Source organism: Methylobacterium organophilum (assembly GCF_022179465.1).
GTDB lineage: Bacteria > Pseudomonadota > Alphaproteobacteria > Rhizobiales > Beijerinckiaceae > Methylobacterium > Methylobacterium organophilum.
On record NZ_BPQV01000004.1, the window covers coordinates 353501 to 378338 of the forward strand.

The 24838-nt window shown below is 69.0% G+C and carries 27 protein-coding genes; 22 read left to right on the plus strand and 5 right to left on the minus strand.

Going from position 1 to position 24838, the window contains the following annotated elements:
* Window positions 1-23: 23 nt before the first annotated feature.
* The 6 genes from MFF21_RS09150 (at window position 24) to MFF21_RS09175 (ending at window position 4934) form a co-directional block, all read left to right on the plus strand.
* Complete coding sequence (locus MFF21_RS09150) at window positions 24-1532, plus strand: Do family serine endopeptidase (protein ID WP_238310834.1); 1509 nt, start codon at window positions 24-26, stop codon at window positions 1530-1532.
* Between the two features lie 363 nt (window positions 1533-1895).
* Complete coding sequence (locus MFF21_RS09155) at window positions 1896-2195, plus strand: hypothetical protein (protein ID WP_238310835.1); 300 nt, start codon at window positions 1896-1898, stop codon at window positions 2193-2195.
* Between the two features lie 111 nt (window positions 2196-2306).
* Complete coding sequence (locus tag MFF21_RS09160; RefSeq protein WP_238310836.1) at window positions 2307-3176, plus strand: aldo/keto reductase; 870 nt, start codon at window positions 2307-2309, stop codon at window positions 3174-3176.
* A gap of 53 nt (window positions 3177-3229) precedes the next feature.
* A complete protein-coding gene (locus MFF21_RS09165) occupies window positions 3230-3718 on the plus strand; it encodes a hypothetical protein (RefSeq protein WP_238310837.1) in 489 nt (162 codons plus the stop codon).
* A gap of 10 nt (window positions 3719-3728) precedes the next feature.
* A complete protein-coding gene (kdsA, locus tag MFF21_RS09170) occupies window positions 3729-4595 on the plus strand; it encodes a 3-deoxy-8-phosphooctulonate synthase (protein WP_238310838.1) in 867 nt (288 codons plus the stop codon).
* A gap of 48 nt (window positions 4596-4643) precedes the next feature.
* A complete protein-coding gene (locus tag MFF21_RS09175; RefSeq protein ID WP_238310839.1) occupies window positions 4644-4934 on the plus strand; it encodes a hypothetical protein in 291 nt (96 codons plus the stop codon).
* 58 nt (window positions 4935-4992) lie between these two features.
* Here the strand turns inward: MFF21_RS09175 and queF are convergent, their stop codons facing one another.
* Window positions 4993-5454 (minus strand): preQ(1) synthase, encoded by a 462-nt coding sequence (queF, locus tag MFF21_RS09180; protein WP_238310840.1) that lies wholly within the window; start codon window positions 5452-5454, stop codon window positions 4993-4995.
* Window positions 5455-5753: 299 nt separating this feature from the next.
* On the opposite strand from queF, the gene eno reads away from it, so the two are divergent.
* The 9 genes from eno (at window position 5754) to MFF21_RS09225 (ending at window position 16064) form a co-directional block, all read left to right on the plus strand.
* Entirely contained in the window at window positions 5754-7043 is a 1290-nt protein-coding gene (gene eno / locus MFF21_RS09185) for a phosphopyruvate hydratase (RefSeq protein WP_238310841.1), read from the plus strand.
* 152 nt (window positions 7044-7195) lie between these two features.
* Window positions 7196-7489 carry a DUF3574 domain-containing protein gene (locus tag MFF21_RS09190; RefSeq protein WP_238310922.1) on the plus strand — a complete coding sequence of 98 codons (294 nt, stop codon included), beginning with the start codon at window positions 7196-7198 and terminating at the stop codon, window positions 7487-7489.
* A 46-nt stretch (window positions 7490-7535) separates the two neighbouring features.
* Window positions 7536-7847: an FtsB family cell division protein gene (locus MFF21_RS09195; RefSeq protein ID WP_238310842.1), complete on the plus strand. Its 312-nt coding sequence runs from the start codon at window positions 7536-7538 to the stop codon at window positions 7845-7847.
* 195 nt (window positions 7848-8042) lie between these two features.
* Entirely contained in the window at window positions 8043-9089 is a 1047-nt protein-coding gene (pdhA, locus tag MFF21_RS09200) for a pyruvate dehydrogenase (acetyl-transferring) E1 component subunit alpha (RefSeq protein WP_238310843.1), read from the plus strand.
* 125 nt (window positions 9090-9214) lie between these two features.
* Window positions 9215-10660, plus strand: a complete 1446-nt coding sequence (locus MFF21_RS09205) for a pyruvate dehydrogenase complex E1 component subunit beta (RefSeq protein WP_238310844.1) — start codon at window positions 9215-9217, stop codon at window positions 10658-10660.
* Between the two features lie 22 nt (window positions 10661-10682).
* The gene (locus MFF21_RS09210) at window positions 10683-10967 is read left to right on the plus strand and encodes a DUF5076 domain-containing protein (protein WP_238310845.1); all 285 of its coding nucleotides are present in this window, start codon (window positions 10683-10685) and stop codon (window positions 10965-10967) included.
* Window positions 10968-11019: 52 nt separating this feature from the next.
* Entirely contained in the window at window positions 11020-12447 is a 1428-nt protein-coding gene (locus MFF21_RS09215) for a pyruvate dehydrogenase complex dihydrolipoamide acetyltransferase (RefSeq protein WP_238310846.1), read from the plus strand.
* Window positions 12448-12476: 29 nt separating this feature from the next.
* Window positions 12477-13916 (plus strand): dihydrolipoyl dehydrogenase, encoded by a 1440-nt coding sequence (lpdA, locus tag MFF21_RS09220; protein ID WP_238310847.1) that lies wholly within the window; start codon window positions 12477-12479, stop codon window positions 13914-13916.
* An 879-nt stretch (window positions 13917-14795) separates the two neighbouring features.
* Window positions 14796-16064: a GGDEF domain-containing protein gene (locus MFF21_RS09225; protein WP_238310848.1), complete on the plus strand. Its 1269-nt coding sequence runs from the start codon at window positions 14796-14798 to the stop codon at window positions 16062-16064.
* 524 nt (window positions 16065-16588) lie between these two features.
* Here the strand turns inward: MFF21_RS09225 and MFF21_RS09230 are convergent.
* A complete protein-coding gene (locus MFF21_RS09230) occupies window positions 16589-17299 on the minus strand; it encodes a YoaK family protein (RefSeq protein WP_238310849.1) in 711 nt (236 codons plus the stop codon).
* A 129-nt stretch (window positions 17300-17428) separates the two neighbouring features.
* Entirely contained in the window at window positions 17429-18748 is a 1320-nt protein-coding gene (locus MFF21_RS09235) for an NtaA/DmoA family FMN-dependent monooxygenase (protein WP_238310850.1), read from the minus strand.
* Between the two features lie 238 nt (window positions 18749-18986).
* Here MFF21_RS09235 and MFF21_RS09240 point away from each other — a divergent pair, with 238 nt between their 5' ends.
* Window positions 18987-19532 carry an MOSC domain-containing protein gene (locus MFF21_RS09240; RefSeq protein WP_238310851.1) on the plus strand — a complete coding sequence of 182 codons (546 nt, stop codon included), beginning with the start codon at window positions 18987-18989 and terminating at the stop codon, window positions 19530-19532.
* Between the two features lie 5 nt (window positions 19533-19537).
* Here MFF21_RS09240 and MFF21_RS09245 read toward each other — a convergent pair whose 3' ends face one another.
* Window positions 19538-19831 carry a hypothetical protein gene (locus MFF21_RS09245; RefSeq protein ID WP_238310852.1) on the minus strand — a complete coding sequence of 98 codons (294 nt, stop codon included), beginning with the start codon at window positions 19829-19831 and terminating at the stop codon, window positions 19538-19540.
* Between the two features lie 204 nt (window positions 19832-20035).
* Here MFF21_RS09245 and nrdR point away from each other — a divergent pair, with 204 nt between their 5' ends.
* Genes nrdR through MFF21_RS09260 form a run of 3 tightly spaced genes read left to right on the plus strand, consistent with a single transcriptional unit; the run spans window position 20036 to window position 22321 of the window.
* Entirely contained in the window at window positions 20036-20560 is a 525-nt protein-coding gene (nrdR, locus tag MFF21_RS09250) for a transcriptional regulator NrdR (protein ID WP_238310853.1), read from the plus strand.
* Window positions 20561-20610: 50 nt separating this feature from the next.
* On the plus strand, window positions 20611-21687 hold the full coding sequence (gene ribD / locus MFF21_RS09255; protein ID WP_238310923.1) for a bifunctional diaminohydroxyphosphoribosylaminopyrimidine deaminase/5-amino-6-(5-phosphoribosylamino)uracil reductase RibD: 1077 nt from the start codon (window positions 20611-20613) through the stop codon (window positions 21685-21687).
* A gap of 4 nt (window positions 21688-21691) precedes the next feature.
* The gene (locus MFF21_RS09260; RefSeq protein ID WP_238310854.1) at window positions 21692-22321 is read left to right on the plus strand and encodes a riboflavin synthase; all 630 of its coding nucleotides are present in this window, start codon (window positions 21692-21694) and stop codon (window positions 22319-22321) included.
* A 20-nt stretch (window positions 22322-22341) separates the two neighbouring features.
* Here the strand turns inward: MFF21_RS09260 and MFF21_RS09265 are convergent, their stop codons facing one another.
* The gene (locus MFF21_RS09265) at window positions 22342-22944 is read right to left on the minus strand and encodes a glutathione S-transferase family protein (RefSeq protein ID WP_238310855.1); all 603 of its coding nucleotides are present in this window, start codon (window positions 22942-22944) and stop codon (window positions 22342-22344) included.
* Between the two features lie 72 nt (window positions 22945-23016).
* Between MFF21_RS09265 and MFF21_RS09270 the strand changes: the two genes are divergently transcribed.
* From MFF21_RS09270 to nusB, 3 genes are all read left to right on the plus strand, one after another.
* A complete protein-coding gene (locus MFF21_RS09270) occupies window positions 23017-23778 on the plus strand; it encodes a helix-turn-helix transcriptional regulator (protein ID WP_238310856.1) in 762 nt (253 codons plus the stop codon).
* A gap of 83 nt (window positions 23779-23861) precedes the next feature.
* On the plus strand, window positions 23862-24359 hold the full coding sequence (ribH, locus tag MFF21_RS09275) for a 6,7-dimethyl-8-ribityllumazine synthase (RefSeq protein ID WP_238310857.1): 498 nt from the start codon (window positions 23862-23864) through the stop codon (window positions 24357-24359).
* Window positions 24356-24835, plus strand: a complete 480-nt coding sequence (gene nusB, locus MFF21_RS09280) for a transcription antitermination factor NusB (protein ID WP_238310858.1) — start codon at window positions 24356-24358, stop codon at window positions 24833-24835. Before ribH ends, nusB begins: the two co-directional genes overlap by 4 nt.
* Window positions 24836-24838 lie beyond the last annotated feature (3 nt).

The window sequence follows — 24838 nt, forward strand, 5'->3', positions numbered from 1 at the left end:
GCCCTGCCCATCCGGAGAGTTCCATGACCCTGACCTTCCGCCGCCGCGCCCTCGCCTCCGTCGCCGCGGCCGCCCTCGTCGCGGGCGGTGCCGCCGGCGTCGGCTTCGTCGATGCGGGCCATCCGGCCTTCGCCCAGGCCCTGCCCAAGACCCCGATCGAGACCCCCGACCATCCCCCGGGCTCCTTCGCCGGCATCGTCAACAAGGTGAAGCCCGGCGTCGTCTCGGTGAAGGTGAAGCTCGACGACAGCGCGGATGCGGACGACGAGGACGGCTCCGGCGGCCAGAACCTGCAGCAGGTGCCCCCGCAGCTGCGCGAGTTCTTCAAGCGCTTCGGCCAGAACGGCGGCCCGGGCATGCCGCAGCAGCGCCGCGGCCAGCGCGGGGCGGTGGGCTCCGGCTTCATCATCTCGGCGGACGGCTACGTCGTCACCAACAACCACGTCGTCGACCATTCCAAGACCGTGCAGGTCACCCTGGACGACAACCGGACCCTCGACGCGAAGGTTATCGGCAAGGACGCCAAGACCGACATCGCCCTCCTGAAGATCAACGAGGCCGGCAGCTATCCCTACGTGCAGTTCGGCAAGGCCGCGCCGCAGGTCGGCGACTGGGTGGTGGCGATCGGCAACCCGTTCGGCCTCGGCGGCACGGTGACGGCGGGCATCGTCTCGGCCCGCGGCCGCGACATCGGCGCCGGCCCCTACGACGACTTCCTGCAGATCGACGCGCCGATCAACAAGGGCAATTCCGGCGGCCCGACCTTCAACGTCAACGGCGAGGTCGTGGGCGTGAACACGGCGATCGCCTCGCCCTCCGGCGGCAGCGTCGGCCTCGCCTTCGCCATCCCCGCCGAGACCGTGCAGGCGGTGGTCGACCAGCTGCGCACGGACGGCAAGGTGGTGCGCGGCTATCTCGGCGTGCAGATCCAGCCCGTGACCAAGGACATCGCCGACGGACTCGGCCTCGACAAGGCCAAGGGCGCCCTCGTCGACCACGCCGAGGACGGCACGCCCGCCGCCAAGGCGGGCCTGAAATCCGGCGACGTGATCGAGGCGGTCGACGGCACCCCGATCAACGACGCCAAGGAGCTCTCGCGCAAGATCGCCGGCCTGAAGCCGGGCACCGCGGTGAAGCTCGCCTATCTGCGCAACGGCAAGAGCGACACCGCGACCGTCGAGCTCGGCGCCCTGCCCACCGACGGCAAGGCGGCGACCAGCGGCGGCGGCTCCTCCTCGAACGGCCAGCCGCGCCTCGGCCTCAGCCTGGCCCCGGCCGGCGATGTCGGCCTCGGCGACCAGGGCGTGGCGGTGATGGAGGTCGATCCCGACGGTCCGGCCGCGGCCAAGGGCATCGAGCAGGGCGACGTGATCCTGGACGTCGCCGGCACCGCCGTCACGAAGCCCTCCGAGGTCGCCGCCCAGATCCGCGCCGCGGAATCGAACGGGCGCAAGGCGGTTCTGATGCGCGTGAAGAGCCAGAAAGGTCAGACCCGCTTCGTCGCGGTCGCCCTCAACGCCAAGAACGGCTGACGACCGGCGGCCGACCGGCCGCCCCTCCCGGCGCGGGATGCATTCCGTCCCGCGCCGATCTTCCGCTCTCCCCTCCGACTTGCGCGCCGGCTCCCCCGAGCCGGCGCGTTTTCGTTGGGTCGGTGCGATCGCTCCGGGAAAGCCGGTTCCGACGCGAACCTCAAGTTATGCCATTAAAAGTAGAAATACTGACAATCAATCAACTTGAGAGATGTATGAAAATTTTGCGTTAATTCGCATCACAGGTCAGACTCAACAGATCTTGTCTGGACATCGATTCCGTTTGGCAGGCAAAGCTGCCGCCAGGGGCGGCCTGCCGCCGACATGCAAACAAGCCTGCCTGCTGAACGAAGAATTTGAGACATGCGCAGAATCAAGCTTGTCATCAATGGCCTGTTTGCAGAAGTCCAGCAGCTGAAGATGCTTCTGGAGGCCAGCCCGTCGGGCGCGAAGGGCTACACGATCGGGGACGTGCGGGCCGCCATCAAGATCATCGACAAGCTCGACAAGCTCCCGGAGGAGGGCGGCCGGCTGGCCCTCGAGGAAGCCGAATGGTCGTGGCTGTGCAAACGCATCGCCGAGCAGGAATGGGCCGTGGCCCGTCCGGAGATCATCGCCCTGGTGGACAAGATCGAAGGCGCGCCGTCGGTCGAGGCGGTATAAGCTCCCCCGCTCCCCGGGCGGAACGACGGCCCGTCGCCGCCCCGCGTGCGCCGGGATCCGGCCAGGCCGCGCGCGGTTGACGCCAGGAGGGAGCGCAGCCGCGAGAGCAGCATGACCGCACAACCCATCACCGCACAGGCCTCCGGCACCTTCGCCATCGGCGGCGACCTGACCGTCCATCGCCTCGGCTTCGGCGCCATGCGCATCACCGGCCCCGGCATCTGGGGCGAGCCTCCGGACCGGGAGAAGGCGAAGGCGGCGCTCGCAGCGGTGCCGGGCCTCGGCATCGACCTGATCGACACCGCCGACAGCTACGGCCCCTTCGTCAGCGAGGACCTGATCCGGGAGGTGCTCCACCCCTATCCCGGCCTCGTCATCGCCACGAAGGGCGGCCTGACCCGGCACGGGCCGGATATCTGGCGGCCGGTGGGCAACCCCGATTACCTGCGCCAATGCGTGCTGATGAGCCTGCGGCGGCTCAAGCTCGAGCGGATCGACCTCTGGCAGCTCCACCGCATCGGCCCGGACTGCCCGCTGGAGGTGCAGTTCGAGGCCATCGCCGCGATGCGCGAGGAAGGGCTGATCCGGCATGTGGGCTTGAGCGAGGTCTCGGTCGCCGAGATCGAGGCGGCCCAAAACTTCTTCCCCGTGGCCACGGTGCAGAACCGCTACAACCTCGTGGACCGGGCCAGCGAGGACGTGCTCGATTTCTGCGAGCGCCAGAACATCGGCTTCATCCCCTGGGCGCCCCTCGACAAGGGCACCCTGACCAAGGGCTCGGCGCTTTCCGGCATCGCCGCGCGGCACGGGGTGGGGGAGGGTGCCGTCGCCCTCGCCTGGCTCCTGAAGCGCTCCCCCGTGATCCTGCCGATTCCCGGCACCGGCGACCCGGTCCATCTCGCTGAGAACGTGGCGGGGGCCGGTATCGCGCTGAGCGACGGGGATTTCGCCGCCCTCGATGCGCAGGGCCGGAGTGGCTGACCGGCGGCACGCCCGTGGCGGCCCGGGACGGCCGCGCTAGATCACGGACCGTCATGCTGCGCGCCGCCACCCTCCTCCTCTGCCTCGCTGCGGGCCCCGCCGCCGCACAATCCTGCGACGCGCTCACCGCGCGCACGATCCGCGTGACCGGGGCGTCGCTCGCCGGGCGCACGGGATCGCTCGCGATGTTCCGCGCGGCGGATGCCCAGCGCATGAGCCTCGATTGCCGCGCGCCGCGCCGAATCCTGCTCTGGACGCCGGCCCGGGAGCCGGCCCGGGCCTTCTTCATCCTGGTCGGGCTCTCCGCCAAGGCGCTGGCGGGGGCGGATGCCCGGCGCGCGGAGGAGATCGCCCTGCGCCTGCATCAGGACGCGCTCCTCACGGGCCTGCCCCAGCGCGCCGCCGCGGGGCGCGCCCTGATCCAGTGCGAGCCGGGCGACCGCTTCGATGGCGTCAGCGCAGGCAGCCTGTGCCGCCTCGTCCCGGCGCAGGGAAGCGTGCTGCGCCGCTACGGCTTCCGCAGGGGTGCCCTTCCGGGCTAAAGCGGCGCCCATGTCCGAGACCGCCCGCACCACCGGCGCCACCGTCCAGGTCGGCCCCGTCGCCTTCGCCAACCACTTGCCCCTGGCCCTGATCGCCGGGCCCTGCCAGCTCGAGAGCCGCGACCACGCCCTCGAAGTGGCGGAGGCGCTCAAGGCCGTCACCGAGGCGCTCGGGATCGGGCTCGTCTTCAAGTCGTCCTTCGACAAGGCGAATCGCACCTCCGGCAGCGCCGCCCGCGGCATCGGCCTGACGGGCGCGCTGCCGATCTTCGCCGAGATCCGCGAGCGCTTCGGCCTGCCCGTGCTCACCGATGTGCATGCCGCCGAGCAATGCGCCCCGGTGGCGGAGGCCGTGGACGTGCTGCAGATCCCGGCCTTCCTCTGCCGCCAGACCGACCTGCTCGTCGCCGCCGCCGCCACGGGCCGGGCGGTGAACGTGAAGAAGGGGCAGTTCCTCGCCCCCTGGGACATGGCCCATGTCGCGGCCAAGGTGACGGCGGCCGGCAACCCGAACGTGATCGTCACCGAGCGCGGCGCCTCCTTCGGCTACAACACCCTCGTCTCCGACATGCGGAGCCTGCCGATCATGGCGCAGGTGACGAACGGCGCGCCGGTGGTGTTCGACGCGACCCATTCCGTGCAGCAGCCGGGCGGTCAGGGGGCGAGCTCCGGCGGCCAGCGGGAATTCGTGGCCGTCCTCGCCCGGGCGGCGGTGGCGGTCGGCGTCGCGGGCGTGTTCATCGAGACGCATCCCGATCCCGACCAGGCGCCCTCCGACGGGCCGAACATGGTCGCGCTCCGGGACATGCCGGGGCTTCTGGCCGAGCTCCAGGCCTTCGATCGCCTCGCCAAGGCCCGCCGGGCGGAACCAGCTTGAGCGGGACGGCGTTGGTTTCCTAACGATTTCCAGAATCGAAAGGACGCCATGCGCAAGATCGCCCTCCTCACCGCCGCTGCCCTGACGGCGAGTTCCCTCGCTGTCACAACGGCCGATGCCCGCCCCCGGGGCCACGGTTACGGCTACGGCCACCATCATGGCGGCTACGCCTATCGCGGCGGCCGGCGTGGCATCGGGACGGGGGCCGCGGTCGGACTCGGCATCGCGGGTCTCGCGGCCGGCGCCATCGCCGCCGGCGCGGCGCGCGACGCCTATTACCGCGACCGCTACTATGGCGGCCCCGGCCCGGGCTACGGCTACTACGATTACGGCTACTGAGCCGATCGACGATCAGAACGAGAAAGCGGCCGGGAGACCGGCCGCTTTTTCTTTGCCGTCAGCGCCCGCGATAGGGGGCGACGCCCTGATCGGGCAGCCAGACGGATTTCGGCGGCTCGCCGGTCTGCCAGAACACGTCGATCGGGATGCCGCCGCGCGGGTACCAGTAGCCGCCGATGCGCAGCCAGCGCGGCGCCAGCAGCGCGGTCAAGGTCCGGCCGATGCCCACGGTGCAATCCTCGTGAAAGGCGCCGTGGTTGCGGAACGAGCCGAGATAGAGCTTCAGCGACTTCGATTCGACGAGCCAGTCCCCCGGCACGTAGTCGATCACCAGGGTCGCGAAATCCGGCTGGCCCGTCACCGGGCAGAGCGAGGTGAATTCGGGCGCCGTGAAGCGGGCGAGATAGTCCGTGTCCGGATGGGGATTGGGGACGCGGTCGAGACGCGCCTCCTCCGGCGAGGCGGGGAGGGGAGTCGGGCTGCCGAGCTGAAGGTCGCGGCCGGAAAGATCTGTGGTCATGCCACCGCTATAGCGCGCGCGACTCCCCGCTGGCATCTCCCATGCGGAAAGGCGGCTGCGCGGCGGGCACAGACCGGAGAACGCCTCTAACCGCTTCCCCTGGACTGGTCGACCGTATTCGGGGGCCCAGGCGCTCCGGAACCCGTTCTGCCCGCTTGCCCGGGGCCGTGCGTTGGCGGATAAGCCGCCGAGGTAACGGATGATAAGCCGCAACGCCCCGGCGTCGGCGGCCTCAAGGCTGCAGGGCCGACGTCTCGGGGCCCGACGGACCTCCCGCGACGCCTGACGAAGGACGTTCCATGACCGCGATCACCAACATCGCCGCCCGCGAGATCCTCGACAGCCGGGGCAACCCCACCGTCGAGGTCGACGTGCTCCTCGAGGACGGCTCCTTCGGCCGCGCCGCCGTACCCTCCGGCGCCTCCACCGGCGCCCACGAGGCGGTGGAGCTGCGCGACGGCGACAAGGGCCGGTTCGGCGGCAAGGGCGTGCGCAAGGCGGTCGAGGCCGTGCAGACCGAGATCCTCGACGCCATCGGCGGCATGGATGCCGAGGATCAGGTCGCCATCGACGAGACCCTGATCGAGCTCGACGGCACCCCGAACAAGGCCCGGCTCGGCGCCAACGCCATCCTCGGCGTCTCCCTCGCCGTCGCCAAGGCCGCGGCCGAGACCGCCGGCCTGCCGCTCTACCGCTATGTCGGCGGCGTGCAGGGCCGCGTCCTGCCGGTGCCGATGATGAACATCGTCAACGGCGGCGCCCATGCCGACAACCCGATCGATTTCCAGGAATTCATGGTGATGCCGGTCGGCGCCTCCTCCCTCAGCGAGGCGGTGCGCACCGGCGCCGAGATCTTCCACACGCTGAAGAGCGCGCTCAAGAAGGCCGGCCACAACACCAACGTGGGCGACGAGGGCGGCTTCGCCCCCAACCTCCCCTCGGCGGAGGCGGCCCTCGACTTCGTCATGGAATCGATCCAGGCCGCGGGCTTCAAGCCGGGCGACGACGTGGTGCTGGCCCTCGACTGCGCCTCGACCGAGTTCTTCAAGGACGGCGCCTATCACTACGAGGGCGAGGGCACGACCCGCTCCATCGAGCAGCAGGTCGACTATCTCGCCAAGCTGGTCTCCGAGTACCCGATCTTCTCGATCGAGGACGGCATGGCCGAGGACGACTGGGAGGGCTGGCGGCTCCTCACCGAGAAGATCGGCCAGCGCTGCCAGCTCGTCGGCGACGATCTCTTCGTCACCAATGTCGAGCGCCTGTCCCGCGGCATCGCGGCCCAGACCGGCAACTCGATCCTGGTGAAGGTGAACCAGATCGGCTCGCTCACCGAGACGCTCGCCGCCGTCGATATGGCCCAGCGCGCCGGCTACACCGCGGTGATGTCGCACCGCTCCGGCGAGACCGAGGATTCGACCATCGCCGACCTCGCCGTCGCCACCAATTGCGGGCAGATCAAGACCGGCTCTCTCGCCCGCTCCGACAGACTGGCCAAGTACAACCAGCTGATCCGGATCGAGGAGGGTCTGGGCGCCCAGGGCCGCTATGCCGGCCGCAGCGCGATCAAGCAGTTCGCCGGCCGCTGACGCGCCGACGATGCACGGGGCCGGCAGCCGCCGGCCTCGCCCTGTTCCTGCCGCTCCTTGTCGGCGGCTGCGCGGGGACTTGGGCCGATACGGGGCCGGGCGGGACCTGCCCTACCGTCGCGGCCACGCCCGTCCTGTCTGCCCAGCTCCTTCTGGGCGGCCGGCGCCGAGACGGCAGCCGTGTCGGCGAGGCCGCCTGGCGCCGCTTCCTCGCCACCCGGATCACCCCGCGCTTTCCCGCCGGGCTGACGGTGCTGCCGGGGCAGGGTCAATGGACCGGCCCGGACGGTCGCCTCCTGCGCGAGCCCGCCCGCGTCGTCCTGATCGTGACCGCCGCCCACCCGCAGGCGCTCGCCGACCTCGACGCGATCCGCGAGGAGTACCGCACCGCCTTCGACCAGGACTCGGCGGGCCTCGTCCTCACCCCGGGCTGCGCCCGCTTCTGAGGGCGCCGGCAACCCTTTCTTCACCCTGTTGCGCGATGAAGGCGGCATGGTCATCCGCCGCCGCGTCCGCGCCATCGTCGTTCCCGCCGTCCTCTGGACGGTGTCGGCGCTCGTCTGCGGCTACTTCGTGCAGCAGGCCGAGAGCGGCAATCGCGGCCTCACCGCGAAGCGCGCCCTCAAGATCGAGGCCTACGGCCTGACCCGGGAGCTCAACGCCGCCAAGGCCGAGCGGGCGACCTGGGAACACCGGGTCTCCCTACTGCGCAGCGAGCAGATCGACCGCGACCTTCTGGAGGAGCGGGCGCGGGTGGTGCTCGGCCGCGTCCACGCCAACGACGTGGTCATCATCGATCCCTGATCACTCCGACCGTCCGATACGGAAAATCGAGCCGGCACAGAAGGATGAGCCGCGCGCAAAAGCCGCGCCGACCCTGAGCCGCGACCGAAAAAGCGTGGCGGTGACAGGGTGCTCGGGCTGTCAGCCCGCCCCTCGATTTCCGGAGGACCCTGTCCTAGAACCCCGAGGAACAGGTCAACGCCCGGGAGGTCGCCGATGGATGCTGGCAACGAAGCGGGCAAACCCGCGCCCGGAAAGGATGCGGCCCACAAGCCCGCCCCCAACATTCCGCAATTCACCAGGGACGAGGATCTCCACGCCTACCGGGAGATGCTCCTGATCCGGCGCTTCGAGGAGAAGGCCGGCCAGCTCTATGGCATGGGCCTGATCGGCGGCTTCTGTCACTTGTACATTGGTCAGGAGGCGGTGGTCGTCGGCGTGCAGATGGCCGGCGAGGACGGTGACCAGAATATCACCGGCTACCGCGACCACGGCCACATGCTGGCCTGCGGCATGGACGCCAAGGGCGTGATGGCCGAGCTGACCGGGCGCCGGGGCGGCTATTCCCGCGGCAAGGGCGGCTCGATGCACATGTTCAGCCGCGAGAAGCAGTTCTTCGGCGGCCACGGCATTGTCGGTGCGCAGGTCGCGCTCGGCACCGGCCTCGCCTTCGCCGACGCCTATCTCAAGAATGGCAAGGTCAGCTTCACCTATATGGGCGACGGCGCAGCCAACCAGGGCCAAGTCTACGAGAGCTTCAACATGGCAGCCCTGTGGAAGCTGCCGGTGGTCTACATCATCGAGAACAACCGCTACGCCATGGGCACCTCGGTGGCCCGCGCCTCGGCGCAGACGGATTTCTCCAAGCGCGGCCTCTCTTTCGGCATCCCGGGCGAGCAGGTCGACGGCATGGATGTCCGCACGGTCCGCGAGGCGGCCGCCCGCGCGATCGCGCATGCCCGCTCCGGCCAGGGCCCCTACATCCTGGAGATGCAGACCTACCGCTATCGCGGCCACTCGATGTCCGACCCGGCCAAGTATCGGTCGAAGGACGAGGTCTCCAAGATGCGCGAGGAGCACGACCCGATCGAGATGGTGCGCAAGCGCTTGGTCGAAGCGCATGGCGTGCCGGAGGCGGAGCTGAAGGAGACCGACGCCAAGGTGCGGGAGATCGTCAACGAGGCCGCCGATTTCGCAACCCACGATCCCGAGCCCGACGTGTCCGAGCTCTGGACCGACATTCTCCTGGAAGCCCGCGCCTGAGGCGTGTGAAGCGCCTTCTCCCGGGAAGGCCATCCTCCCGAGCGGCACGGGGCGCGGTGGGAGCCGGCAAGCGGCTCCCCTTCGCCCGAGTGCCGACGCAACCGGATCGATAGAGCAGCGCGACCATGGCGACCGACATCCTGATGCCCGCCCTCTCTCCGACCATGGAGGAAGGCAAGCTCGCCAAGTGGCTCAAGAAGGAGGGCGATCCGATCAAGTCGGGCGACGTGCTCGCCGAGATCGAGACCGACAAGGCCACCATGGAGGTCGAGGCGATCGACGAGGGCGTGCTTGCCAAGATCCTGGTGCCGGACGGGACCGAGAACGTCGCCGTCAACACGCCGATCGCGATCATCGCAGCCGAGGGTGAGGACGTCTCCGCCGCGGCCGCAGGCGGCGGCAAACCCAACGGCAAGGATGCCGGCGGGCCGCCCGCCCCGACGCCGCAGATGCAGGCCGAGGGCATGGCGGAGAAGGCTTCGGCCACCGCCAAGTCCGGCGACGACGCCCCCAAGGCACCGGCCGCGCCCGCCGTCATCAGCAACAAGGCCGCCGAGCCGGTGATGGCGGAATATCCCGCCGATACGCCCATGGAGACCCAGACCGTCCGCGAGGCCCTGCGCGACGCCATGGCCGAGGAGATGCGCAAGGACGAGGCCGTCTTCGTGATGGGCGAGGAGGTCGCCGAGTACCAGGGCGCCTACAAGATCACGCAGGGCCTGCTGCAGGAATTCGGGGCGCGCCGGGTGGTCGACACCCCGATCACCGAGCACGGCTTCGCCGGCATCGGCGTCGGCGCGGCCTTCATGGGCCTGAAGCCCATCGTCGAGTTCATGACCTTCAACTTCGCCATGCAGGCGATCGACCACATCATCAACTCGGCGGCCAAGACCCTCTACATGTCCGGCGGCCAGCTCGGCTGCCCGATCGTGTTCCGCGGGCCCAACGGCGCCGCCGCCCGCGTCGGCGCCCAGCACAGCCACGACTATGCCGCCTGGTACTCGAACGTGCCCGGCCTCAAGGTGATCGCCCCCTACACGGCGGCCGACGCCAAGGGTCTGCTCAAGGCGGCGATCCGCGATCCCAACCCGGTGATCTTCCTCGAGAACGAGATCCTCTACGGCCAGTCCTTCCCGGTGCCGAAGCTCGACGACTTCGTGCTGCCGATCGGCAAGGCCAAGGTGCACCGGCCGGGCAAGGACGTGACCCTCGTCTCCTTCTCCATCGGCATGACCTACGCCCTCAAGGCCGCGCAGGCGCTCGCCGAGCAGGGCATCGAGGCGGAGGTGATCGACCTGCGCACGATCCGTCCGATGGACACCGACACGGTGGTGGAATCGGTCAAGAAGACGGGCCGCTGCGTCACCGTGGAGGAGGGCTTCCCGCAATCCGGCGTCGGCGCCGAGATCGTCGCCCGCCTCATGGTCGATGCCTTCGACTTCCTCGACGCTCCCGTGCTGCGGGTGACCGGCAAGGACGTGCCGATGCCCTACGCCGCCAATCTCGAGAAGCTGGCGCTGCCGAGCGTGGCCGAGGTCGTCGAGGCGGCCAAGGCCGTCTGCTACAAGTGACGCGCCGCCGCGGGGTCGCGCCATGACGGGCAAGTTTGAGGAGCTCGACATCCCGCCCGATGCCCTGGAGCAGGGCGGGATCGAGATCGTGCGCGCCTCCATCGTCGACGGGGCCGTGAGCGTGGCGCTCCGGCGTGCCTTCGACGATCCGGCGACCTGGGGGCGGCTGCTCAGCGACCTCGCCCGCCAGGCCGCCCGCGCCTACGCCGTCGAGACGGAGATGTCGGAGGAGGAGGCGTTCGAGCGCATCCGCGCCGGGATCGAGGCCGAGTTCCTCGGCGGGAGCGGCACGAACACCTTCAATTGATCTCTCAAGAACCCCTTCCAACCCTCTTAGGCCGCTCGGGATTTTTGAAGCCATGCCGATCAACGTCCTGATGCCCGCCCTCTCGCCGACCATGGAGAAGGGTAACCTCGCCAAGTGGCTCAAGAAGGAAGGCGACGCCATCAAGTCCGGCGACGTGCTCGCCGAGATCGAGACCGACAAGGCCACCATGGAGGTCGAGGCGGTCGACGAGGGCGTGCTCGCCAAGATCCTGGTGCCCGAGGGCACGGCGGACGTGCCGGTCAACGACCTGATCGCGCTGATCGCCGAGGAGGGCGAGGACCCGAAAAGCATCCAAGCCCCGAAGGGAGGCGCCGAGGCCCCGGCCGCCAAGGCCGAGCCCGCCAAGACCGCGACCGAGCCCGCCAGCGCGGCGGACACCAATGCCGCGCCGGACGGGGCCCACGCTTCCTATGCTCGCGTCGACACCGCGCCGGAGGGCGCCAAGCCCGCGGGCGGCACCGCCCCCTCGGCAACTGGCGGCCGCGTCTTCGCCTCGCCGCTCGCCCGCCGCATCGCCAAGCAGGAAGGCATCGACCTCTCCGCGCTGAAGGGCTCCGGCCCGCATGGCCGCGTGATCCAGCGCGACGTGCAGGACGCGCTGGCCAACGGCACCGGCAAGGCCCCGGCCCCGCAGGCCGCGGGCGAGGCACAGACAACCGCCACGGAGGCCCTAAAAGCAGCCCCCGCTCCGAAACCCGCGGCCGCCACGCCGGCCGGGCTCTCGCTCGATCAGGTCAAGGGCTTCTTCGCCAAGGACGCCTACGAGGAGGTGCCCCTCGACGGCATGCGCAAGACCATCGCCAAGCGCCTCACCGAGGCGATGCAGGTGGCCCCGCACTTCTACCTCACCGTCGATTGCGAGCTCGACGCGCTGATGACGCTGCGCGAGACGCTGAACGCCTCCGCGGGCAAGGACAAGGACGGCAAGCCGCTGTTCAAGCTCTCGGTCAACGACTTCGTCATCAAGGCGATGGGCCTGGCGCTCACCCGCGTGCCGGCGGCCAATGCCGTCTGGGCCGAGGACCGCATCCTTCGCTTCAAGCATGCCGAGGTCGGCGTCGCGGTGGCGATCGACGGTGGCCTGTTCACCCCCGTCATCCGCCGCGCCGACGAGAAGACGCTTTCCAGCATCTCCAACGAGATGAAGGACTTCGCCGCCCGCGCCCGGGCCAAGAAGCTGAAGCCCGAGGAGTATCAGGGCGGCGTCACCTCGGTGTCGAACCTCGGCATGTTCGGCATCAAGCACTTCACCGCGGTGATCAACCCGCCCCAGTCGACGATCCTGGCGGTCGGCGCCGGCGAGAAGCGCGTCGTGGTCAAGGACGGCGCCCCCGCGGTCATTCAGGCCATGACCTGCACCCTCTCCTGCGACCACCGCGTCCTCGACGGGGCGCTCGGCGCCGAGCTGATCGCGGCGTTCAAGAGCCTGATCGAGAACCCGATGGGGATGCTGGTCTAAGCGTGGCGACCGAGAGCCCGGAGAGCTGAATGTCCGACACCTACGACGTCCTCATCATCGGGGCCGGCCCCGGCGGCTACGTCACCGCGATCCGCGCGGCGCAGCTCGGCTTCAAGACGGCGGTGGTGGACCGCGAGCATCTGGGCGGCATCTGCCTCAACTGGGGCTGCATCCCGACCAAGGCCCTGCTGCGCTCGGCCGAGATCTACCACTACATGCAGCACGCCGCCGATTACGGGCTCTCCGCCAAGGAGGTCTCCTTCGATGCCGCGGCCATCGTGAAGCGCTCCCGCGGCGTCTCGGGCCGGCTCAACGGCGGCGTCGGCATGCTGCTCAAGAAGAACAAGGTCGACGTGATCTGGGGCGAGGCCGCCATCGACTCCGCGCCCAAGGGCGACACCCCCGGCACGGTGGCGGTGAAGGAGACGAAGCGGGCCGAGGCTCCGAAGGGCGCCAAGGGTGCGGGCACGTACAAGGCCACGCACATCATCGTCGCGACCGGCGCGCGGCCCCGCGTGCTGCCCGGCATCGAGCCCGACAAGAAGCTGATCTGGACCTATTACGAGGCCATGGTGCCCGAGACGATGCCCAAGAGCCTGCTCGTCATGGGCTCGGGCGCCATCGGCATCGAGTTCGCCTCGTTCTACCGCACCATGGGCGCGGAGGTGACGGTGATCGAGCTGCTGCCGCAGATCCTGCCCGTCGAGGATGCCGAGATCGCCGGCCTCGCCCGCAAGCGCTTCGAGAAGCAGGGCATCAAGATCCTCACCGGCGCCAAGGTGACCAAGGTCGAGAAGGGCGCCGATTCCGTTAAGGCCACGGTCGAGGACGACAAGGGCAAGACCCAGACGCTCACCGCCGAGAAGCTGATCTCCGCCGTCGGCGTCGTCGGCAACATCGAGAATCTCGGCCTCGAGAAGCTCGGGGTGAAGATCGAGCGGGGCATCATCGCCAATGACGGGTTGGGCCGCACCAACGTGCCGGGCCTCTACGCCATCGGTGATGTGGCCGGGCCGCCCATGCTCGCCCACAAGGCCGAGCACGAGGGCGTGATCTGCGTCGAGACCATCAAGGGCCTGCACACCCATCCGATGGACAAGGGCAAGATCCCCGGCTGCACCTATTGCCAGCCGCAGATCGCCAGCGTCGGCCTCACGGAGGCGAAGGCCAAGGAGCAGGGCTTCCAGATCAAGGTCGGCCGCTTCCCCTTCGCGGGCAACGGCAAGGCCATCGCGCTCGGCGAGCCGGACGGCCTCATCAAGACGATCTTCGACGCCAAGACGGGCCAGCTGCTGGGCGCCCACATGGTCGGCGCCGAGGTGACCGAGCTGATCCAGGGCTACGTCGTCGCCATGACCCTGGAGACCACCGAGGAAGAGCTGATGCACACGGTCTTCCCGCACCCGACCCTGTCGGAAATGATGCACGAGAGCGTGCTCGACGCCTACGGGAAGGTGATCCACACCTGACGATTAGGAACCGCGAAAACCCTCACGAAACAAGCCTTTAGCAAACCAAGGCTAAGCGCTGCAGTTCGTGAGGGTCAAGTTCGGGGCAGCCACACCGAGTCCCTTTTTCACAGTCCCGGTGTGACAGGATTGTGCCCGTCGAGGGCTCTCTGGCTATACCGTTATAGATGGCAAAGGCGACCACACCGAAACGGCATTGCCGCTCTGCTCTCGGCGCGGAAAAGTGGTCCATCTCTTAGATTTCGAGCAATGCTCTTTTCCGACAGGTCAACTCAGCCGGCTACGCTCACCCTCAATTTTCGTGGGGTTCAGAGATGCGTACTGCTGTGATCCTCGGGATCGTGATCCTGTCAGCGACGAGCTGGCAAAGCGCAGCTGAGGCTCGAGGCGGGCGCGGTGGGGGCGGCTACGGAGGCAGTTCGATCATCTCGGTTCGAGGTCATAAGCTGTGTGACAGAGATGGCAGAGCTTGGCTTTGGTGGCCAACCCAATAATTACATGACCACAGAATATAAATTGCTTAAAAAATTTTGTATTTAATGGGTGAGTGATTTTATTTAAAGATTAATACTCATTAATATACACTATCACAGAAGCAAGTTTTTGAAAATTTTGAATTTAAGCCTCATGTTAACAGGGAAACAATCTTCTATCTGGATGGGCAATCAGCCGTTGACTGGTTCGCCGGGCTGTCGAGGCTTCAAAAACCGATTGACGTTGGGCACGTCGTCAGCGTGCTGGCAGCAGCGCTCAGGGGCCTGCCCTGATCGGCAAACTTCACGTTTGCGCTGTAGTGATGCCCGGCTGCTGGACGTAGCTCGCCGGCCCGGTATTTGAGCCGGGCGCCTCAATCTGCGAGGCGGATGGAAAAGTGCCTTGGTGAACGCTGGGATCAAGAGCGCGACGTTCCTGCTCGCCTTCAACTTCTCAATCGGCCTATCCTTCGCCGTTGCCTTTCTCGCCCTAACCCGGCGGTCCGAGCTTCGCCTTGGTCGCTGGTGCGCGGCGGGGTTTCTATCGGCGGCCTCGACCGTCACCATCGAGGCGCTGGCATCCGAAATCCCCTCCGTCCGCCTCACCTCGGCGGCCTCCTTCGGCTCGCTGATGCTCGCGCTTGCCCTCATCACCGCCGGTTTGGCTCAGCACTACCGTCCGCAGTTCCCTTTGGTCTGGCTCTCCGCTCCGCCTATCATCGCAACCGTCTTCAACGCCGTTGTCGTGTTCGAGCTTCCTCGAGGGAGTTGGGGCTGGGCCCTTGGATACCAGGGGCCGTTTGCGCTCATGCTCGTCATCGCCACCATCCTGGTGGCAATGACATCCCCGCGGCGGCCAATCGACTTGGCTCTTGCCGCCGTACTTGGCCTTAGCGCCATCCAGTTCATGACGAAGGCTGTCCTGGTAGGCCTGGCGGGCGGCGGCCCCGGCGTGCGCGACTACATCATCAGCGCCTACGCCTTCTACTCGCAAACGGCAGGGGGCATCCTCTCGCTGCTACTTGGGCTAGTGCTGATCGGGCTGGTCGTGACCGAGGTCATGGCCGAGACCAAGTGCCGGCTACAGCGTGACAGCCTCTCCGGCATCCTGAACCGCGCTGCCTTCATTGAGCAAGCGCTAAGCGTCCTGCGAAAAGCGAGCGCTGTGCCGGCAGCGCTGATCCTGGCCGATCTCGACCACTTCAAGTCTATCAACGACCGCTTCGGACACGCAGCCGGGGACGAGGTGATCCGCACCTTTGGGTCCAACCTGCGCGCCTATTTCCAGGACGACGCGCTCTATGGTCGGCTTGGTGGGGAGGAGTTTTGTATCCTCGTGCCGGGGTGCAGCCCCGCAGCCGCACGTATTCATCTCGAGGCACTGCAGTGGTTGAGCCGGGAGAGCCGATACAACCTGCTGCCGCCCGACGTGCCGGTGACGGCGAGCTTCGGCATCGCCCTTACTGATCGGGACGAGCTACTCGAAGAGGCCCTACAGCGAGCGGATATGGCACTCTATGAGGCAAAGACCGCGGGACGCGATGGCTACCGGTTTGCGGTGATGCGAGGATGCCAGGGCGCCAATGACGGAAATCCGTTCAGAGTTCGATCTGCGCACGGTGAGGCTACCCAGCCAGGAGTGAGCCCAGATACTCGCGAAAACCGGCTGGCGTGAACCGCACATCGCCGACGACGGGGCCGGCGGCCTCGGCGTAGAGGCGCACCAGCTTACGCACCTCGTCAGAGTTGGCAGTCTCGGTGCAGAGATCGCGCTGGAGGCTAAGTCGCCAGATGGTGGCAGTGTCGAGCTGCTCCCCGCGTCGGGCCGCGATCCACGCCAGCACCTAGTCCACTCGATAGATGCGGGGCCGACCCGGTGCGGGCCGGAACCAAGTTGTCGGAGATGATGCACGAGAGCGTGCTCGACGCCTACGGGAAGGTGATCGACACCTGAGCAGGCCGGAGGGGGCGCGAACCAAAACAGTTGTTGCGCGTTGGAATTACACAACCTGAACGAGAAAAAGGCCGCCTGGAAGGCGGCCCGAAGTTCAGGGAGGAAACGCCCAAGAAGGGCAGGCGTGTGAGGCCATCACCGCGCCGTACCGCGACAACGGAGGCCGAACAGGCATTGTTCCGAGCCGGGGACGGGACGAACGGGCTCGCCGTATGGCGGGCCCGTTTCACGTTTCGAGGGCCAGCTCAGAAGGGTTGCAGGCGTCGGGCCGTGCTGATGCCGGGGATCGCCAGGACCGCCAGGAGGCCGGCCGCACCGACGAGCAGGAAGCCGCCGAGCGCCCGGTAACCGAGCACGCCCGCGATCCCACCGAGCAGGAAGGCCGCCACCGTGCCCGCATGCAGGCGCAGCCGGCCCTGGTCCGGGCGCGGCCTTCCGTCGAGCAGGCTGGTGAGACGGTGGCCGAGCCCGATGCCGAGATCGGTGACCATGCCGGTGACGTGGGTGGTGCGCACCCGGGCATCGGTGATCTGGGTCACGGTGGCGTTCTGCAGGCCGAGCAGGAAGCTCAGCCCCAGGGACAGGACCAGCCCGCGTGCAAGCGGCGCGAGCCAGGGGTCGAGGAGGCCGAGGCCGGCGAGCAGCACCGCCTCGGCCAGGACGCCGTAGGCGTAGATCCCGGGCAGGCGCCGGCGGCGGCCCGCTTCGATCAGTAGGGTCGCGACGAGCGCGCCGCCCGCGAAGGCGGCGACCAGGGCCAGCGCCTGCATGGCAAGAGCGCCCTCGGCGAGGCCGAGATGGTCGGCCAGCGCCGAGACATTGCCGGTCATATTCGAGGAGAACAGTCCGAAGGCGCAGAATCCCGCCGCGTTCAGCGCCCCGGCGATCGCCGCGAAGCTCCAGCCCAGGCGCTCGTCGATCTGGCGGGTACGGGCCTCTCCTTCGCGGACGAGCATGGCGGACGACTTCCGGCGGCGATTGCGGTGCCGGCTCTTCTACCCCGCCACGCGTTGAAGTGCCGTTTCTCCGCTCGAAGCCGCCGCATGGCGGCCATGCCCCCGCCTGCAGACCTTGGCAGGAAACACTCAGAATTCCTTCAGCGTGTCCCGCAACGTGGCCTTGGTATAGGCCTTGCGCGTCAGGCCGCGGCGCTGGAGCGCCGGCACCAAGCCGTCGCAGATGCTGTCGATGTAGACCCGGGTCAGGCGGTGGAACGGCGTGGCGATGAGGAAGCCGTCGCCCCTCACGCTCGCCATGGCGTCTCCCATCATATCGGCGACGTCGTCCGGGGTGCCGACGAGGTCGAGGGCGCCGGTATGGCCGCTGTCGCGCACCAGCTCGCGCAGGGTCTTGGGGCTCGGCGGCTCGCCGGGCCGGGTCTGGCAGAACTTGTCCAGTGCCCCCTGCTCGGCATTGGTGGTCAGGGGCGGCAGCGGCTTGTCGAGATCGAACTGTCCGAAATCGATATCGGTGAAGGAGGAGAACAGGGCGAGCGCCCGCTCCGTATAGCCCGGCGAGGCCAGCGCCCGCTCGTACATCTCCCGCGCCTGTTCCCGGGTCTCGCCGACGATGGGCGTGATCAACGAGAGCACCTTGATGTCGTCGGGGTTTCGTCCGGCCTTGTCGGCCCGGGCGCGCACGTCGTCGCGATAGGCCTTCATGCCGGCGATGCCGGTCACGCTGGCGATGATCGAATCCGCGTGCTGGGCGGCGAAGTCGCGGCCGCGGGGGGAGCCGCCGGCCTGGATGAAGGCCGGACGGCCCTGGGGCGGCGGCACGGTGGTGAGCGGCCCGCGGGAGGAATACCAGCGGCCCTCGAAATTCACCTCGTGCACCTTGCTCGCATCGGCATAGGTGTCGCTCGCATGGTCGCGCAGCACCGCGTCCGGCTCCCAGGAGCCGATCAGCTTCTCCACGAGCTCCACGTATTCGTCGGCCATGTCGTAGCGCAGCTGGCGCGGCGGCAGTTCCTTCAGACCCATGTTCTGGGCGGCGGCGCTCTCGGCGGTGGTGACGATGTTCCAGCCGAAGCGCCCGCGGGTCATGTGATCGAGGGTCACGATCAGCCGGGCCAGCATGAACGGCTTGTAGACAAGGGTAGACAGGGTCGTGACGATGCCGAGATTCCGGGTCGCCGCGCCGATCACCGCAGCGAGCGGCACGGGATCCTGCTTGGGCACCATGATGCCGTGCTTGAGGTAGGTCTCCCGGCTGTTGCCGAAGGCGTGCGGAATCGAGAGCGTGTCCTCGATCAACATGTAGTCGAAGCAGGCCCGCTCCATGGCGCGGGCGAGGTCGACATGCAGCTCGCCGGTCCAGGGTTCGGGATTCGAGCCCAGGGGGTCGTTCCAGGCATTCTGACCGAAATAGGTGAACCAGCCGAGGTGGAACCGCCCGTCCGTCATCCCGCGCTCCGTGTAAAAGCCCAGCTTTTCGGGTAGCCCTGATCCCGCGGCGGAGACAGAAGAAATTCCGGGCAGTCACGACGAAGAGCGGTCATGATCGCAAAGATCGACCACTTGCGATGACCTGACGGCATCGATCCGCCCGCACGGCAGAACTTCGCTGAATCTTGTTTGATCTTGCACGCCGCGAGCCGCCGCCTAACCTCGCCACGGTACAACGGGAGCGGGAGAGAACGGGATGGACAGGGCTTACGTCGCGGGCACCTTCGCGAGCGACACCCACAGCTTCAGCAAGGTCGCGCAGCCGAGCCTCACCCTGGTCGCGGGCCTCGGCATCGTCGGCGACGCGCATTATGGCGAGGCCGTGCAGCATGTCTGGGACGCGCAGCGCGACCCGACGCGGCCCAATCGCCGTCAGGTCCATCTCATTCATGCGGAGCTCCTCGACGAGGTCCGGGCCAATGGGTTCCCGGTGGCGCCGGGCGAACTGGGCGAGAACCTCTCCACGCGGGGCGTCGACCTGCTCGGCCTGCCCGAGGGCACCCACCTCCGGCTCGGCGCGGAGGTGATCGTCGAGATCACCGGCCTGCGCAGTTGCTGCGTGCAGATCGACGATTTCCGGAAGGGCCTGCTCGCCCATATCCTCGAGCGGCCGAAGGGCGGCAAGCTCCGCCGCAAGGGTGGCGTGATGGGCATCGTGCTGCGCGGCGGGACGGTGCGTCCCGACGACGCCATCACCGTCACCCTACCGCCGGAGCCACATCGGCCGCTGGAGGTCGTCTGACCCTCTCAGCGGTCGCAGCGATAGGGCCGCCCGTCCTCGGGGACATGCGTCACCCGGCCCCCCGAGGCGCGACACTGCGCGCCGAAGGCCGCCAGCGCCTGGCCCTCGGCCAGCGCCAAGCTGAGGGGCACCAGCGTCACGACCAGCAGGAACCAGGCGATCAGACCGATCAGCCAGAAGTTGGGGGCTTGCGGCTCATGCCGTTCCGCGCGCTCCCACCGGGGCGGCAAAGGCGCCATGAAACCGAGGATCGGGCCAAGGAAGGGGCCGAATTGGCCGAAGGCGTCGGCGGCTCGCATGATCGACCCTGAGTTGCCGCGGCGAGGGCGATGCACACCATTGATAGGCCGGTTCGGCCCGCTTGAAACGCCGTGCCGTCGAAAAGCCGGCGCGACCATGGGAAGCAGCCCCCACGGGGGCTTTCCCGTCCTGGCAATCGGCCCCCGGCTAGGGCAGATAGCGGCTCCGAGCATCTGCTCGTTCCGCGAATTTGGTGAGGCCCCATGCGCTGCCCCTATTGCGGCGGTCTCGACACCCAGGTGAAGGATTCGCGGCCGAGCGAGGACTCTTCCGCGATCCGCCGCCGCCGGGTCTGCCCGGATTGCGGCGGGCGCTTCACGACCTTCGAGCGGGTGCAGCTGCGGGAGCTGACCGTGCTGAAGCGCTCGGGCAAGCGCGTGCCCTTCGACCGGGACAAGCTGCAGCGCTCCATCGACGTCGCCCTGCGCAAGCGCTCGGTCGATCCCGAGCGGGTCGAGCGGCTCGTCAGCGGCATCGTGCGCCAGCTCGAGAGCGCGGGGGAGGGCGAGGTGGCGAGCGAGGCGATCGGCGAGGCCGTGATGGAAGGGCTGAAAGGCCTCGACGACGTGGCCTATGTCCGCTTCGCCTCCGTCTACAAGAACTTCCGCGAGCCGCAGGACTTCAAGGACCTCCTTGGCACGCTGGGCGGCGTGCCGCCCGAGGCTTTGGGGGAGGGGCCGGAGCAGGCCCCGGCCAAGGCGAAGGGCCGGCGGAGGCAGAAGGCGTGAGCGCGTCCCCCCTAAGCCTCTCCCCGCAGCAGGCGGCCGATCTGCGCCACATGCGCCTCGCCCTGGCGCTGGGGCGGCGCCATCTCGGGCGCACCTGGCCGAATCCGAGCGTCGGCGCCGTGGTGGTCGCCGGGGACACCGTCGTGGGGCAGGCCGTCACCGCCCCGGGCGGCCGTCCGCACGGCGAGCCGGTGGCGCTGGCCATGGCCGGAGCGGCAGCCCGGGGCGCCACGCTCTACGTGACGCTCGAGCCCTGCTCGCATCATGGCCGGACGCCGCCTTGCGTCGAGGCGATCGCCGCCGCCGGGATCGCCCGGGTCGTGACCGGGATCGAGGATCCCGACCCCCGGGTCGCCGGGCGCGGCCATGCCTATCTGCGGGCGCAGGGCATCGCCGTCGAGACCGGGATCCTGGCGGAGGAGGCCGCGCGCGACCATATCGGCCACGTCACCCGCGTGACGCAGGGACGGCCGAGCCTGCATCTCAAGCTCGCCCGCACGCAGGACGGCTTCGCCGCCCCCGGCAATGGCGAGCGCCTGCGCATCACCGGGCCGATCGCCGACGGGGCGGTGCATCTGTGGCGGGCGCATGCGGACGCGATCATGATCGGGATCGGTACGGCGCGGGCGGACGATCCGGCGCTCACCGTGCGCCTGCCGGGCCTCTCCGCCCGCTCTCCCATGCGCATCGTCCTCGATTCCACCCTGCGCCTGAACCCGTCGAGCCACCTCGTGCGCGGCGCTCACGACGTGCCGACCCTGGTGCTCACCACCCGCAAGGCGCCGGCTCATGCCAAGCGTATGCTCGCCTCCTTCGGGGTCGAGGTCGTCACGGTCGATGCCGACGGCTCGGGGCGGATCGACCTGGCCGCCGCCTTCCGGACCCTGGGCGAGCGCGGCCTCACCCGCCTCTGCAGCGAGGGCGGCCCGGCCCTCGCCGACGCGCTCTGCGCGGCCGGGCTCGTCGACCATTGCACCCTGATCACCGGCCCGCGGGCGCTGGGCGGCGAGGGCGGGCTGCCGGCGCTCGGGCCGCATCTCGACCGGGCCCTGCGCGAGGGCGCATTCCGCGCGGTCGAGACGCGCGCTCTCGGCCCCGACCGCGCCGTCACCTACGAGAGGATCTAGAGCCATGTTCACGGGCCTCGTCAGCGATGTCGGCCGGGTGGTCGCCGTGGAAGGCGACGCGCAGCTGCGCCGCATCACCATCGAATCCGCCTACGATCCCGCCACCATCGCGCTCGGCGCTTCGATCGCCTGTTCCGGCCCCTGCCTGACGGCGATCCATATCGAGACCCACGGCACGGGCTGTCGCTTCGCCGTGGACGCCGCCGCCGAGACTCTGGCCCGCACGACGGTGGGCGGCTGGAAGGAGGGGACACGGCTCAACCTGGAGCGATCGCTCAAGATCGGCGACGAGCTCGGCGGCCATCTCGTCACCGGCCATGTCGACGGCCTGGCCGAGATCGTCACCCGGGAGACCGTGACCGGCGACGACGCGCCCTGGGGCGCGAGCACGCGTTTCGTCCTCCGCGCCCCAGCGAACCTCGCCCGCTTCATCGCGGAGAAGGGTTCCGTTTGCCTCGACGGCACCTCCCTGACCGTGAATTCCGCCGAGGGCGACACCTTCTCGGTGCTGCTGATCCCGCACACCCTCGGCGTGACCACCTGGGGCGAGCGCGCGGCCGGCGACCGGGTGAACCTCGAGGTCGACCTGATCGCCCGCTACGCCGCCCGGCTCAGCGAAGCGCGGGCGGCATAGCGTCCGGAGCGCGGTCGGCCTCAGGCCGCCAGGCGCGCGGCGTCGAAGTCCCGGGCAAAGGCCGCGCCCGGCCGGGCCATGCAACGGTCGACCCAGGCGTCGATCACCGGCACCCCCGGTTTGCCGAACCAGGCATAGGGGGAGTGCAGCAGCAGGTCCGCCGCGGTGAACCGATCGCCGAACAGGAAGGGCTTGTCGCCGAGGCCCTCGACGAGGCGCGCCTTCAGGGCGGCGCCGTCCCGGAAATTCCGCTCGATGACGTCGTGCTTCAGACCGGCGGCCTCCAGGACCATCACCGGCTCGACCACGCCCGCATACCAGGCGAACCAGCCGAGATAGGCGCCCCGCCGCGGATCGCCGGGCGGGATGCTCAGGCCCGCCTCCGGGAACAGGTCGGCGAGATGGAGCATGATCGCGCTCGATTCCCGTACCGGCACCCCGTCATGGACGAGGAAGGGCACCTTGCCCTCCGGATGCGGATTGTGGGGATCGCGTTCGCCCGAGCCGTCCATGCGCGGGATCGTCACCGTCTCGATCCGCACCGCCTCGAGGACGCCGAGCTCCTTGAGCAGGGCGAGGACGCGCGTCGAGCGGCTCTGGGGGGAATGATAGAGGGTCAGCATGGGTCGCTCCTGTCCGGAGGTGGACGGCCGTGGTATAGGCGCCCCCACCTGTCAGTTTCCGTCAGTTGAGCGATGGCGCGCACCGACCGGCTCTTCCGCCTGCTCCAGGCGTTGCGCGTGCTGCCCGCGCCGGTCACCGCCGCGCGGCTCGCGGAGGAGACGGGCGTATCCCTCCGCTCGGTCTACCGGGACATCGACAGTCTGCGCGCGGCCGGCGCTGCCATCGATGGCGAGCGCGGCTACGGCTACCGCCTCGTCGAGGACGGGGCGCTGCCGCCGCAGATGTTCGCGCGCATCGAGATCGAGGCGCTGGTGCTCGGCCTCTCCGAGGTGCGGCAGATGGGCGATCCGGCCCTCGCCGAGGCGGCCTCCGCCGTCCTCGCCAAGGTGGCGGCGACCCTGCCCGACGCGCATCAGCAGCACCTGCTCCACGCGGTCTCGCAGGTGCGCCGCTTCGAGGAGCGCTTCGCCCCCATCTCCGACATGGGGGCCCTGCGCGAGGCCTGCTGGCGCGAGGAAGCGGTGACGATCCGCTACGCCGACAAGGACGGGACGCTCACCGAGCGGCAGATCCAGCCGCTCGCCATCGTCTATCTCGACCGCACCCTGGTGGTTCTGGCCTGGTGCGGCCTGCGCGCGGACTTCCGGATGTTCCGCGCCGACCGCATCCGCGCCCTGAAGCCGGGCGGTCCCAGCTTCCGGCCGAAGCGTGTCGCGCTACTGCGCGCTTATCTTGCTCGGATGAAAGCCGAAAGGGTGGTGTCTGCCTGTCAAATTGCAGATCTCGCCGCCGGCCAGGCGAAAAGCTTGCCGGCCCGCACCGTTCCGGGCTAGGGCTCGCGGCCCCGAACGCCGCGAGACAAGCCGGCGGCGGCTCTTTTCAGGATTCGCCCGTCCGCTTCCCGGGTCCACGCATCATGGTCTCTCACAGCCGAGGCGCGGCCGCGCCGCTCCACACCCCCGGCGCCCGCATTCTCGTGATCGAGGCGCGCTTCTACGAGACGCTCGCCGACGAGCTGTTGAAGGGCGCGCTCGCCGCCATCGAGGCCGCCGAGGCGCAGGCCGAGATCGTCACCGTGCCCGGCGCGCTGGAGATCCCCGGCACGATCGCGATCCTGCTCGAAGCCGCCCGGCAGGCGGGCCGTCCCTACGACGCGGTGGTGGCGCTGGGCTGCGTCATCCGCGGCGAGACCGGCCATTACGACATCGTGGCCGGCGAGAGCGCACGGGCTCTGATGGATCTGTCCGTCGCCCAGCGCCTGCCGCTCGGCAACGGCATCCTCACCGTCGAGAACGAGGCGCAGGCCTTCGCCCGCGCCCGTGTCTCCGAGATGAACAAGGGCGGGGGCGCCGCCGAAGCCGCCCTGACGGTGCTCGCGCTCAAACGGGCGACCCAGGTGGAGCACCCGCGATGAGCAAGATCTCCGAGCGGCGCGGCGCCCGCCTCGCCGTGGTGCAGGCGCTCTACGAGATGGAGATCTCGGGCAAGGGCGTGATCGATGCCCTGGCCGAGTTCGAGGCTCACTGGATCGGCCGGGAGGTTGACGGGATCGCCCATCCCCCCGCCGAGACCGCTTTCTTCCGCGACGTGCTGCGCGGCACGGTGGAGGAGCAGCGCGCCATCGATCCGCAGCTCGACCGGGCGCTCGCCAAGGGCTGGCCCCTGCGGCGTATCGAGTCCGTGCTGCGAGCGATCATGCGTGCGGGTGCCTACGAGCTGATGTTCCGGCGCGACGTGCCGGCCCGGGCCGCGATCTCCGAATATGTCGACGTGGCCCACAGCTTCTACGAGGGCGACGAGCCGGGTCTCGTCAACGGCGTCCTCGACCGTGTCGCCCGCGAGGTGCGCGCGGAGGAGCTCGCCCTGCCGGCGGACCGTCCGCGGAGCTGACGC